The following is a 12,289-nucleotide window of genomic DNA, read 5'->3' as shown; positions in this document are numbered from 1 at the left end:
AAACAGACGATTCTAGGTTGCGCTACCGACTCTGGCGCGGGTCGGCGAGCGCGGCCTGCATCATGGCGCGCACCTGGCTTTCCATCAGCCTCGACGTTTCCTTGCGGTTCGAGCCCTTGGAAAAGGCGATGGGCTCGCCGAAATGCACCTCGACGTCAATGGCGCCTTCGGCCATCAGCACCTTGAGATGCGGCATCAGGTCCTGATCGCCGATCCAGGCAGCGAGCGGCCGGTGGCGACGGCCGAGAGGCACGCCGTGCACCCGCGTGTAGGCAATCGCCAGCGGCTGGATGAAGACCTGCTCGGCCGCGCCTTCCGAAATCGCCATCGAGGCGGCGCCGAACAAGGTGCTCTTGAACGGCAGGATGGTGTTGCCGTCGCCGGTAGAGCCCTCGGCAAACAGCACCATGGCGTCGCCCTTGGCCATGCGGCTGGCGATCTCGCTGGCCTGGTCGCCAGCTGTCCGCTTGCGCTCGCGTTCGATGAAGACCGTACGCTGCAGTTTCGACAGCCAGCCGATCAGCGGCCATCCCTCCATGTCCGCCCGAGCGATGAAGGTCACATCGGCAAAGGAGCCCAGCACCATGATGTCGGTCCAGGAGATATGGTTCGAGGCGACCAGCAGCGGGCGCTGGCTGGACAGCGCACCTTTGACATGGATGCGCAGGCCGAGCGTCCGGACGATGAGGCTGTGCCAGGCCTTCAGAATGACCGTCTCGCGCCAGATTCCGGTCTTCATCGACAGCAGCTGCAAAGGCACAAGGACCAGCGAACCGATGACAACGAGGCTCAGCGCCAGGAAAATCCTGATTTTTCCGATCATGCAGCTTGGCCCTGCCCCAAAACTTTGGCTAGCGAAGATCGCGGCGCATGACAAGCGCGCCGGTAGGACCATGTTCGGTCGAGCGGTAATAATTGGCGCGGTGGCCGACCTGGCGGAAACCCAGCCGCCGGTAGAGGGCGATGGCAGCGACATTGGTCTCGTCCACCTCAAGGAACAGCGCCTCGGCCCGCTGCGCATGCAATTCGCGCAGTACCGCGTCCATCAACTGCCAGCCGAGCCCCTGGCGGCGATGCGAGCGCGCCACCGCCACGGTCAGAATCTCGCCCTCGCCGGCTGCAAGCCTGGCCAGCACGAAGCCGACCGGCGGCTTGGCGCCCTGGCCGATTTCGCGCGCGGCATAGCCGAACACGGTTTCCTGTTCGAGCAACGCGGCGAACTCGCCATCGGTCCAGGGCCGGACGAAATCCTCGCGGTGCAGCACCGACGCTGCCGGGCTGTCGGCGATGGTCAGCGGCTCGAGCGCATAGTCCCTGCGGCGCGGCTGGAGGAAAGGGATGCGCATCACTTTTCCTGCCTCAACAGGATGAACCCGGCCTGCGCCTTGGCATCGGCGCCGCGCAGATAGAGTGGCTTCGGCTTGTCGCCCTCGCCTTTTGCAGCGGCGAGCCGGGCGTAGGCGGCAATGTCGGCGGTGGCAGCCGTCGGGCCGATATCGAAATCGCGACCGGCCGCGGCTGCGATCTGCACGGCGGCCGTGCCGGCAAGCACCGGACGATTGTCCGCCGCCATTCCCGCGGCTTGCGCAAGTGTGGTCACCGCCGGACCATAGCGCAAAATCGCTTCCGCATCGTAAAGCGCGGCATGGATTTCCTCGCGGCCGGCATCGAGAGCGGCCAGGACCGGGCGGCCGGGAAATGCCGCCCTCGCCTCGGCCGCCAGCGCCTCCAGTGTCGTTACCCCGATCGCCGGGATCTTCAGCGCCAGCGCCAGGCCGCGCGCCGCCGAGACGCCCACCCGCAGGCCGGTGAAGGAACCCGGACCGATGGAAACCGCAACGGCGCCAAGGCCGGCATAATCGGTGCCGTCCGCTTTCAGCGCTTCGTCAATGACAGCCATCAGGTGTTCGGCATGGCCTTTGCCGAGATCGAGTACCGAGCGGCCAAGTTCTCTGCCGCCCGATGCGTCATAGACGCAAGCGGCGCAGAGATTGGCGGCACAGTCGATGGCGAGCAGTTTCATGGGCGACCGGTTCGAAAAACAGTCTCCCTCTGCCCGCCACGGCGCGCCGCCGCAAGAGCCGGCGCGTAAATTGTTAAGTGGCTTCGCTTCGGTGCAGGCCGGACGGCTTACGCCGCCGGCGCGATGCGCAGCATGTGGTTGTCCCAGACATAGTCGGGCTCGGAGCGCGTCGCGCCGCTGCCTTCGATGATTTCGCCGGCACCCGTGGTTGCCATGAAGCCCGGGCCGTCGGGCGCCAGGCCGCAGACCTCGACCAGCGCCTTGGTGGCGACGATCTTGCCGCTGGCGGCGTCGATGACGGCCAGCGAATTGCCTTCCGGCGAAGACACCGCGACCGTGCCGGCAATCGGGTTGGCGGCGACCGAGCCGATGTAATTCCGGAAGCCGGATAGCACGTCCCGCGGCATGTCGAGCAGCTGCAGCCCCTTGCCGCGCGTGGCGCGGCCGACCAGCGGTGGCCGCTCGGTGCCCGGCCCGCGGTACTGGCAGCCGAACCAGATGGTGCCTGTGGGGTCGGCATCCATGTGGCGAATCGACAGCTGGTGCAGAGCCGGCGGCAGTTCGTGCTTTTCGATGAGATCGCCGGTTGTGCGATCGACCAGCACATAGGACGGCTTCATGGTGGCGATGTTGAGCTCGGCGCGGCCATAGTCGGGATGGGTCTCGATGCCGCCATTGGCGATGGCGATCGTCCGGCCGTCTCCGAGCAGCAAGAGATCATGCGGCCCCATGCCATAGGTCGGAAACTCGCCTATGCGGCTGAACTTGGCCCGTGCGTCGTAGATCCCGACGACGCCGGCGGCATTGTCGAAGTCATTCTCGGTGGCGTAAAGCAGCGCGCCGTCTGCGGAAAACATACCATGGCCGAAGAAATGCCGGCCGGTGATGCTGGCGATGGTCTGCGGCGCCTCGCGGCCGGTGTGGTCGAAGACCACGGCGAAGGTGCCGGGCTGCCTGGCGAAGACCACGGAGCGCTTCGATACCGGATCGAAGGTGACATCGTGGCCACGGTCGGGCAGATCGATGGCATGCAGTACTTTGCCGTCGTCCGACAACACAGCGGCGCCAAAGCTGCCGTCACGCTTGACGAAGGCGGTGGCAAAGACGGCATCGGCGGCGGGCGTGTCCGCCCAGGCCCGCGGCGCCATTGCCGCGACGAAGCCGGCGCCGGCAGCCCTGAGAAAATCGCGGCGGTCGATCAGCGGCGTCCTCATGATCAGTCTCCGTCGAGCGAGGAGAAGCCGGCGGTCAGGCCGAACTCGGCGGTTAGCCGGGTGCCGATCAAGCCCGACAGGCTGGAGGTGATCAGCGCGAAATGTTCGAGTTTTCCGCGCTCCGCGGGATCGGCCAGCGTCTTGTCGATCGGACCCTGGATGGATTTGGCAGTGGCAACGCCATTGATGAGCTGGATATGGATGGATTCCGCCATCCATCTGCTATCCTCGGGTAGCGCGTCGCCGAGCTTCGAGGCCTGGAACAGCGCATCAATGCCGGAGAGGTTGCCGGCTAATGAAAGGCCGGTGTTTTGCGAGCGCCAGTAGATCGCTTGCCTCGGCTTGTCACCCTGCGGTTTGGCGCCGAGAAAACCTTTGAGGCGCACGTCGCGGAGCATTTCCAGCTCGTTGATGAAGACGCCGACCAGTTCGGTCACCGCTTCGGTGCCGTCGCGGTAAAGCGCATTGTCGGGTCCGGGATTAGCCCACAAGGCTGCAAAACCGTCCGGTTTTTTCCAGGCCGCGTCGACATCGGCCGCCATGGTCTCGATGTTCTTGGCGACTGCCGCGCCATAGGCGCAGCGATAGGGCTCGTCCTTGCCGACGAGCGTCTCGGCGCCGTCGCCGTAAAGCACGAACTCAAGCGCCCCTAATCCCTGCATCGCGACACTCTTGCCCGCCAGCTGCGCCGGATCGGTGGCGGTCGGATCCTTGCCGGCCAGCGCCGCCTGCACCTGCTTCAGGCCGATGCTCTTTCGGTCCGGCCAGTAGAGCATGCGCTCCAGCCGGTTGTTCTCCTTGATTGGCCCGAAGCCGATGATTTCAGCCGACGACCAGGCTGCGACCGTGGCCGAGAATCCGGCATGCGCGGCATCGAGGTTGCCCTGCGACGGCGCCTGGCAGAGCGCGTCCATGGCCTTCGCCAAGGTGCCGGCATGGCCATGCAGGCTGGCATAGGCGGGGTGGACAAATCCGTCGATCGCTCTTTGAATGACATCGGAGGCTTTCACCGAGGCCGATGCCGGGGACGCACCGAACAGAGCCAATGGGAGGAGTAGAACAGGCAAAACCCGCTTGAGCATCAGAATGACTCCAGGAATTTGATGAGAGCATCGCGGTCGGCCGTATTGGCGGCGGCAAAGCGATCGCGCGCCTTCTGCCCCTCGCCGCCATGCCACAGGATCGCTTCGGTAAGCGTGCGCGCACGCCCGTCATGCAGGAAGAAAGCGTTGCCGTTGACGGTCTTTGTCAGGCCGATGCCCCATAGCGGCGGGGTGCGCCATTCACTGCCCGTGGCATCGCCCACCGCCTGGCCGTCGGCAAGGCCAGGCCCCATGTCGTGCAGCAGAAAGTCGGAATAGGGCCAGATCAGTTGGAACGCCTGCGCCTTGTTCCCGCGCATGGTGACGAATTTCGGCGTATGGCAGGCAATGCAGCCCATCTCGTAGAACAGCTTCTTGCCGGCGAGCGCGGCGGGTGCGCCGACATCGCGCCGCGCCGGCACCGCAAGGTTCTGTGAATAGAAGGTGACGAGGTCCATCACCGGTGGTGGCGCCTCGACCGGGCCGAGCCGCTTCTGCACGCCATTGGGCATGGCTAAGCAGGCCTCTTCGGCTGCGGTGCAATCGCCCCAGTGGCTGGGCTCTTCCGGCGTCGAAATGCCGATATCGCCGGCAAAGGCGTCCGCCGCCTGCTGGCGGATCGATGCGGTCTGCGCCTTCCAACCGAAGCGGCCAAGCGTCAATTGCCCGCTGCTGAGGTCACGCACCATGTTGGGCTTGCCGGAAACGCCGTCGCGGTCGTCGGGATCGGCATGGGCAAGGATGTCGGCCGGCGCGATCTGTTCGATCAGGCCAAGGCCGATCATGGGCGGGGTCAGACGTGGCGACAGCGTGGTGCGCGGGTCAAGCGGGCCGTAGCCAAGCCCGTCGACCGAATAGCTCGGCTTGCGCAGCGAAACGATGCTACCGTCGCCGAGCGTGACCTTTTCCTCGCGATAATCGACATACATGCGGCCTTCGCCCTTGAGGCCGGGCACTGCCAGTTCCTGCAACTGCGCGCCGTAGACCGGATCGGGGAAGTTCAGCACCTTGTGCGCGGCGATCTCGGTCTTTTCCTCGGCCGTGCTCGCATCGCGCGCTAGCCGCAGGAACATCGACGTGGTGCGGCTGTCGGCGGCCGGCGGGCGGCCGCGGCCATCCTTCAAATGGCAATTCTGGCAGGCGCGCTCGTTGAACAGGGGTCCGAGACCGTCCGAGGCCTGGGTCGAGGATGGCGACGACACCCAGTTCTTGCGGAAAAGCGCATTGCCGAGCTTGAAATTGCCCTGTTCCTCGAAGGTAATGTTTTCAGAGGGTTGCGAGAAGGCGTCGCGGTCGACCTGCTTGCGCGACGTGCCGGCGCCGCCTTGCATCGTTTCGAAGGATTCGGGCTTGGAGAAATCCTGGGTTGGCCTGGTAACGGCAAGGACGCGGGCCTGGTCCTTCGGCGTCAGGTCGGTGCGGCTCGTGGCGAGGCCGACCGGTTCCGACGATCCGGCCAGGGCCGGGGCCAAAATTGCCGCCAGGGTTACAACCGAAAGCCCGCGAAAGGCCTGATATCGCGGGTTTTTGAGGAGCAGCGGGCCGGCGGCCCGCCGCAAGCGGCGCAGAATATCTATGGGGCGCCGCATTCCTGCATGGTCCTATTCCGCCTCGTCCGCCGATGCGGCGTTGAGCTGGCCGTATTTTTCCTCGCCGATCGAGGCAAGGAGGTCGAGCTGCGTCTCGAGGAAGTCGATGTGACCTTCCTCATCCGCCAGCAATTCCTCGAACAGCTTCATCGTCACGTAGTCGCCGGCTTCGTTGCAGATCTCGCGCGAACGCTTGTAGGCGGTGCGTGCGTCATATTCGCCGGCGAGATCGGATTCGAGCACTTCCTTGACGTTCTGGCCGATGCGCAACGGCGCCACGGACTGCAAATTGGGATGCCCTTCGAGGAAGATGATACGGGCCACCAGCCGGTCGGCATGGTGCATCTCCTCGATCGATTCGGCGCGTTCCTTCTTTGCCAGCTTGGCATATCCCCAATCTTCGAGCAGGCGGAAATGTACCCAGTATTGATTGACGGCGCCAAGCTCCAGGAACAGAGCCTCGTTAAGCCGCTCGATGATCTGCGGTTCGCCTTTCATGGATTCTGCTCCCATATTGGACGCGCAGGCCTCTGACGCGATCCAGGTGTGAAACGATGTCCACGCCGCTCGCCTCCGAACGGGTGTGGTAATTTTCGGTGACCCGAATGATCGTTTCGACCACATTTGGGAAGCAGCCGCAACAGCGACCGCGCTTTTGCATCGTGTGATAGACCTTCGCCGGCACGATCAGTTGCCAGGGGTCCTGATCCAGCAGATCGACGATCGTCTGCTCAATCTCCTTTTCGGTGATGATGTTGCAATGGCAGATCAGCATGGATTGGCTCTGGCTGACGGCGCCCCTCCGCGCCGTTTGGCTGGTGGTACGTCTTAGTTGAGCATGACCTTTTCCGAAAACCGGCTTCCACTTTTCGGGGTCATGCTCGCGGCTACTTGAACACCTTGTCCGGTGCGTCGAGGCTGTCGGACCCCTCGAAGGCTATGTTGTTCAGCTTCAGCGCGCCGACGGCGCGTTCGATCGACTTGGTCTGGTCGACCAGCGCGTCGATTGCCGCCTGCACGGTAGCATTGCCTTCGGTGTTGCCCTCGGCGATCTGCTGGTCGTAGGCCTCGCCGGCCACTCCCCGCGCCTTGATCGCCTCCATCTTGGCGACCGAGACATCGAGCTTGTCGGACAGTTCCTTGTCGATCGCCGGATCGGCCGCCTTGACCATATCGTGCACCGACGGGCCTGAAACGACGGTGCCGTCGATGCGCGTGTAGCTGGCGAGATAGGCGGCGCGGATGCCGATGGCGTCATAGAGATGCGAGTTGTAGGTATTATCCGAGAAGCAGTCGTGCTCCTCTTCGGGATCGTGCAGCAGCAGGCCGAGTTTCATGCGCTCCCCGGCCAGTTCGCCGTAGGACAGCGAGCCCATGCCGGTGAAAATCACCGAGATAGCGGTGTTCGGCTGGCCATCGACGAGGTTCTTGCGGGCGGCGCCGTCTTCCTTCCAGTTGCCGACCATCTCCTGCAGGTCGGAGACCAGAAGATCGCTGGCCGACTTCAGATACTCGGCCCGGCGATCGCAATTGCCGCCGGTGCAGTTCTTGAGGTCGTAGTCGGTGTACGGACGCTCGCCGGCGCCCGGGCCGGTGCCGTGCAAATCCTGGCCCCAGAGCAGGAATTCGATGGCGTGATAACCGGTGGCGACATTGGCCTCGATGCCGCCGGCCTCCTGCAGCGTGCCGGAGAGGAATTCCGGCGTCAGCCTGGAGGCGTCGACCTTCTTGCCGTTGATGTCGATTTCCTTGTTGGCGATGACATTGGCGGTGTAGAGCGCGTTGGCGTCGGACTCGGTGCCGTAGCTCTTGGCGACGTAGTCGATCAGCCCTTCGTCCAGCGGCCAGGAGTTCACCTTGCCTTCCCAGTCGTCGACGATCTTGTTGCCGAAGCGGTAGACCTCGGTCTGCTGGTAGGGCACGCGCGACGCCTTCCAGGCATCGCGGGCGGCATTCAGCGTGTCCGCCGACGGGTTGGCAAGCAGCGCGTCGACAGCCTTGTCGAGCGCCTGCGCCGTGGTCAGCGAATCCTCGTACTTGGCCAGCGCGATGTCGGAATAGGTCTTGATGACCGCCTTGGCATCGATCTCCGCCGCTTTGGCCGGCAGGATGAAAACCGCCGCCGTCAACATAGCCGTGGCACCGATCGCGGCCAGCCTGCCGCCATATCGCGCTGTCATCATCATTCTCCAGTTGAAAGGGGATTCGGTAAAAGGCGCGCGTGCCAAACGGTGCCGGGACATAGGCATGCCGTAGGACACCACAGATGCCGCGCCGCTCTGCGGCTCACGGGAGAAAGACACCAAATGCCTCCAATCGAACGGGTTCAAGGCCCAAACATCAAAGGGATGCGCTGACGCGCGAGCCTCCATAAAACGATGGCGAGGCCGGAAGTCAACTGGTCAACCCTGGAAAATCCAATTGAAACAACAGTTTAGAATTATTCTAAACTAGCACTATCAACTTTAAATCGTAGCCAGCAGCCAAGGTGAGAGACGCCGCGATTGACAAGCGACCGTTCCGGGTGCGACCCGGACCGGGGCTCTTGCGACGGCGGCAGACAATCGCCATCTGGCGGAACGGCTCACAATCAAAGCATGATGTTGTCCGAAAACCGCTTCACACTTTTCGGCATCATGCTCCAGATTTGAAACAGGAATTCGGGTTGCGATGAAGAACGGGGTCGTCATTGTCGGTGCGGGTCATGCGGGCGTGCAAGCGGCCGCCAGCCTGCGCGAGGAAGGCTATGACGGGCCTGTCATACTGATCGGCGACGAAACCGATCTGCCCTATCACAAGCCGCCGCTGTCGAAGACCTTCNTATGACGGGCCTGTCATACTGATCGGCGACGAAACCGATCTGCCCTATCACAAGCCGCCGCTGTCGAAGACCTTCATCAAGGACGCCGATGCCAAGCCGCAACCCTTGCGCGGCGAGGCCTTTTACACCGGCAGCGCCATCGACTTCAGGCCGGGCATCCGAATAGACAGCCTCGATACGGCAGGCTGCAAGCTGGAGGTAGCGGGCGGCGGCGTGCTGCCGTTCGACCGGCTCATCCTGGCCACCGGTTCGCGGCCGCGGCTTCTGCCGCTGCCGGGCGCCGACCTCTCGGGCGTGCTGTCGCTGCGCTCGATCGCCGATGCGCGGCTGATCCGCGCGCTCAGCGCCCAAAGCGAAGACGTGGTCATCCTCGGCGGCGGCTTCATCGGGCTGGAGATCGCGGCAACGCTGAGGGCCGCCGGCCGCAATGTCATCGTGGTCGAGGCCGTCGACCGGCTGCTTGGCCGGGCGGTAGCGCCGGTGGTGGCGAGCCATGTCCGCCAGCGGCTGGAGGCGATCGGCGTGCGTATCCTCACCGGCACCACCATTGCCAGGTTGGAAGGCGAAAACGGCCATGTCTGCGCCGCCATCACCTCCACCGGCGAAAGGCTGCTCGCGCGCATGGTCATCGTCGGCATCGGCGCCGTGCCGAATGTCGAACTTGCGCAGGCTGCCGGACTGACTGTCGCCAATGGCATCCGCGTCGACCAACAGATGCGCACCTCAGTGCCTGATATTCTGGCCATCGGCGACGCCGCTTCCTACCGCCACTGGTCGACCGGCGGCGACGTGCGGCTGGAATCCGTGCAGAACGCCACCGACCAGGCGCGGCTTGCCGCACGCACGATCACCGGCCATACGGACGCCTATGCGGCGGTGCCGTGGTTCTGGTCTGACATCGGCGACATGAAACTGCAGATGGTCGGGCTGACCTCGGGCGGCGACAGCCATGTCGTGCTGGGCGACCTCGCTGAGAACAAGTTCTCGATCTACCACTATGCTGGAAGCCGGCTGCTCGGCATCGAATCCGTCAACAGGCCGGGCGACCATATGCTGGGCCGAAAAATGCTCGGGGCCGGGTTTTCGCCGATGGCGCAGACGATTGCTGAGGGACCTGACGGGCTGAAGGCGGCGCTGGCCGCGTTCCAGCAGGATGAGCCGGCACGGGCTGCGGGCTAGACGCACTTACCCTCCCCCTTGTGGGGAGGGTCGCTGCGAAGCAGCGGGGTTGGGGTCGGCGCGAGGCCCCCCACCCGGACCTGCGGTCCGACCTCCCCACAAGGGGGAGGTAGGGTTTTGCGCTAGGCAGCGCAGACTTCGCGGATCGAGCTTTCCAGAATGTCGAGCGCCTCGTTCATGACATTGTCCTGGATGGTGATCGGAGCCAGGAAACGGATGACGTTGCCGTAGACGCCGCAGGTCAGCAGGATCAGCCCCTTGTCGAGCGCCTTCAGCCGGATCGCATTGGCGATCTCGGCCGACGGCAGGCCCTTCTTGACGTCGTTGAACTCGACCGCGTTCATGAAGCCGAGACCCCTGATGTCGACAATCTCGGGCACATCGTCGCGGATCGACTGCAGCCGCTGTTTCAGCCGGGCGCCCAGCGTATTGGCGCGGTCGCACAGCTTTTCGTCCTCGATTACGTCGAGCACGGCGTGTGCCGCGGCGACACCGATCGGGCTGCCGCCATAGGTGCCGCCGAGCCCGCCAGGACCGGGCGCATCCATGATCTCGGCGCGGCCGGTGACCGCCGCCAGCGGGAAGCCGCCGGCCAGGCTTTTCGCCATGGTGGTAATGTCGGCCGCGACCTCATGATGATCCATGGCGAACATCTTGCCGGTGCGGGCAAAGCCGGTCTGCACCTCATCGGCGATCAGCAGCATGCCGTGCTGGTCGCAGAGCTTGCGCAGCGCCGTCAGGAATTCGCGCGGCGCGTCGTAGAAGCCGCCCTCGCCCTGGACCGGCTCGATGATGATGGCGGCAACGCGAGCCGGATCGACATCGGCCTTGAACAGTTTGTCGAGTGCGGCCAGCGAATCGGCTGTAGACACGCCGTGCAGCGGCACCGGAAACGGCGCGTGGTAGACGTCGCCCGGCATGGCGCCGAAGCCGACCTTGTAGGGCACGACCTTGCCGGTCAGCGCCATGCCCATGAAGGTGCGGCCGTGGAAGCCGCCGGCAAAGGCGATGACGGCTTGGCGGCCAGTGGCGTTGCGGGCGATCTTGATGGCGTTCTCGACGGCTTCAGCGCCCGTGGTGACGAAGATGGTCTTCTTCTCGAACTTGCCGGGCAGCATGCCGTTCAGCCGTTCGGCCAGCCGCACATAGCTCTCATAGGGCACGACCTGGTGGCAGGTATGGGTGAAGCGGTCGAGCTGTGCCTTGACCGCCTCGATCACCCTGGGATGGCGGTGGCCGGTGTTGACGACGGCGATGCCCGAGGAGAAATCGATGAATCGGCGGCCTTCTACATCCCAGATCTCCGAATTCTCGGCGCGGTCGGCATAGATCTGCGTCGTCATGCCGACGCCGCGCGAGATCGACTGGTTCTTGCGCTCGGAAATGGCTGCGTTCTTCATTTCGTCCCTCATCGGGCCGACGCCCGTTCTCGTTAGATGAATGCCAAGGCCTCTTCTGACCTTATTTCACGTTTTCCTCAAGTTGGCACCGCCGCCGGGCGATTGGGCCTGTCGTCGATGCGGGCCACTTCGACGACCGGTCTTAACCAGCCGACCGATACACGTACGGGGCAGTCCGTGACAGCTCACCCGTCACCGGGAACGGCGAAGCGATCCCGCTCGCGGCAGCGGCGACTTCCGCTACGACCTCGAACAGCCGACTGTGTGGTGGCGCAACCGCATCCCGACGATCACCGTTCGCGCGGGCCTCGTTGGCGACGTGCTGCCGGCCACCGTCGTCAACGAATTGATGAAGCCGTCGGTCGACGCCTTCATCGCCAAACTGCCGCCCGCTATTCCGTTGCAACCGCCGGCTCGGTCGAAGAAAGCGCAAAAAGCCAGGGACCGATCGCAGCGGTGGTGCCGCTGATGCTGTTCGTGATGGCGACCATCCTGATGATCCAGTTGCAAAGTTTTCAGCGCCTGTTCCTGGTGGTGCGGTGGCGCCGCTCGGCCTGATCGGCGTGGTCGCGGCCCTGGTGCCGAGCGGCGCACCGCTCGGCTTCGTCGCCATTCTGGGCGTCCTGGCGCTGATCGGCATCCTGATCCGCAACTCAGGTGATCCTGATCGTGCAGATCAAGGATCTGGTGGCCGAGGGCCAAGACCGCTGGGAAGCCGTATCGAAGCGACCGAGCACCGCATGCGGCCGATCGCGCTGACGGCCGCGGCCGCCAGCCTGGCGCTGATCCCGATCGCGCGCGAAGTGTTCTGGGGCCCGGTGGCCTACGCCATGATGGGCGGCATCATCGCCGGCACGGCGATCACGCTGCTATTCCTGCCGGCGCTTTATGTGACGTGGTTCAGGATCAAGGAGCCTAAGCAGGGGGACGAACCATCTGTTCCGGAGAACGGCGAACTGGCGCAAAGCTCGACTTAGCCCT

Annotated in this window: 12 protein-coding genes and 1 pseudogene; 3 read left to right on the top strand and 10 right to left on the bottom strand. The window is 64.3% G+C overall.

Translation table 11 applies throughout. From position 1 onward, the window contains the following. Positions 1 to 22 precede the first annotated feature (22 nt). From X728_RS149635 to X728_RS149675, 9 genes are all read right to left on the bottom strand, one after another. A complete protein-coding gene (locus X728_RS149635) occupies positions 23 to 823 on the bottom strand; it encodes a 1-acyl-sn-glycerol-3-phosphate acyltransferase (protein WP_023696735.1) in 801 nt (266 codons plus the stop codon). Between the two features lie 28 nt (positions 824 to 851). Next, positions 852 to 1,346 (bottom strand): ribosomal protein S18-alanine N-acetyltransferase, encoded by a 495-nt coding sequence (rimI, locus tag X728_RS149640; RefSeq protein WP_023669542.1) that lies wholly within the window; start codon positions 1,344 to 1,346, stop codon positions 852 to 854. Next, positions 1,346 to 2,023: a tRNA (adenosine(37)-N6)-threonylcarbamoyltransferase complex dimerization subunit type 1 TsaB gene (gene tsaB, locus X728_RS149645; RefSeq protein WP_023831936.1), complete on the bottom strand. Its 678-nt coding sequence runs from the start codon at positions 2,021 to 2,023 to the stop codon at positions 1,346 to 1,348. Before tsaB ends, rimI begins: the two co-directional genes overlap by 1 nt. A 107-nt stretch (positions 2,024 to 2,130) precedes the next feature. Next, entirely contained in the window at positions 2,131 to 3,237 is a 1,107-nt protein-coding gene (locus X728_RS149650) for a DUF1513 domain-containing protein (protein ID WP_023831935.1), read from the bottom strand. A gap of 2 nt (positions 3,238 to 3,239) precedes the next feature. Then, positions 3,240 to 4,319: an imelysin family protein gene (locus tag X728_RS149655; RefSeq protein WP_023831934.1), complete on the bottom strand. Its 1,080-nt coding sequence runs from the start codon at positions 4,317 to 4,319 to the stop codon at positions 3,240 to 3,242. Further along, positions 4,319 to 5,908, bottom strand: a complete 1,590-nt coding sequence (locus X728_RS149660; RefSeq protein WP_023831933.1) for a di-heme oxidoredictase family protein — start codon at positions 5,906 to 5,908, stop codon at positions 4,319 to 4,321. The genes X728_RS149655 and X728_RS149660 overlap by 1 nt, the downstream gene beginning before the upstream one ends. Before the next feature lie 12 nt (positions 5,909 to 5,920). Beyond that, positions 5,921 to 6,406: a bacterioferritin gene (gene bfr, locus X728_RS149665; RefSeq protein ID WP_023669537.1), complete on the bottom strand. Its 486-nt coding sequence runs from the start codon at positions 6,404 to 6,406 to the stop codon at positions 5,921 to 5,923. Further along, a complete protein-coding gene (locus X728_RS149670) occupies positions 6,372 to 6,683 on the bottom strand; it encodes a (2Fe-2S)-binding protein (protein WP_023669536.1) in 312 nt (103 codons plus the stop codon). Before X728_RS149670 ends, bfr begins: the two co-directional genes overlap by 35 nt. A 112-nt stretch (positions 6,684 to 6,795) precedes the next feature. Continuing rightward, positions 6,796 to 8,088, bottom strand: a complete 1,293-nt coding sequence (locus X728_RS149675; RefSeq protein ID WP_023755167.1) for an imelysin family protein — start codon at positions 8,086 to 8,088, stop codon at positions 6,796 to 6,798. A 490-nt stretch (positions 8,089 to 8,578) separates the two neighbouring features. On the opposite strand from X728_RS149675, the pseudogene X728_RS0135380 reads away from it, so the two are divergent. Continuing rightward, positions 8,579 to 9,908, top strand: a pseudogene (locus tag X728_RS0135380) (FAD-dependent oxidoreductase). Between the two features lie 122 nt (positions 9,909 to 10,030). Here the strand turns inward: X728_RS0135380 and X728_RS149680 are convergent. After that, positions 10,031 to 11,308 (bottom strand): 4-aminobutyrate--2-oxoglutarate transaminase, encoded by a 1,278-nt coding sequence (locus X728_RS149680; RefSeq protein WP_023831932.1) that lies wholly within the window; start codon positions 11,306 to 11,308, stop codon positions 10,031 to 10,033. Between the two features lie 267 nt (positions 11,309 to 11,575). On the opposite strand from X728_RS149680, the gene X728_RS1000000170375 reads away from it, so the two are divergent. Both X728_RS1000000170375 and X728_RS149690 read left to right on the top strand, forming a co-directional pair. Then, entirely contained in the window at positions 11,576 to 11,866 is a 291-nt protein-coding gene (locus X728_RS1000000170375) for an efflux RND transporter permease subunit (protein ID WP_155923994.1), read from the top strand. Beyond that, positions 11,848 to 12,285 carry an efflux RND transporter permease subunit gene (locus tag X728_RS149690; protein ID WP_023831930.1) on the top strand — a complete coding sequence of 146 codons (438 nt, stop codon included), beginning with the start codon at positions 11,848 to 11,850 and terminating at the stop codon, positions 12,283 to 12,285. Before X728_RS1000000170375 ends, X728_RS149690 begins: the two co-directional genes overlap by 19 nt. Positions 12,286 to 12,289: the final 4 nt, after the last annotated feature.

It is taken from the genome of Mesorhizobium sp. L103C119B0 (assembly GCF_000502235.1).
Classification (GTDB): Bacteria; Pseudomonadota; Alphaproteobacteria; order Rhizobiales; family Rhizobiaceae; genus Mesorhizobium.
Note: the sequence above shows the minus strand (reverse complement) of the source record. Positions and strands in the feature narration are given on the sequence as shown.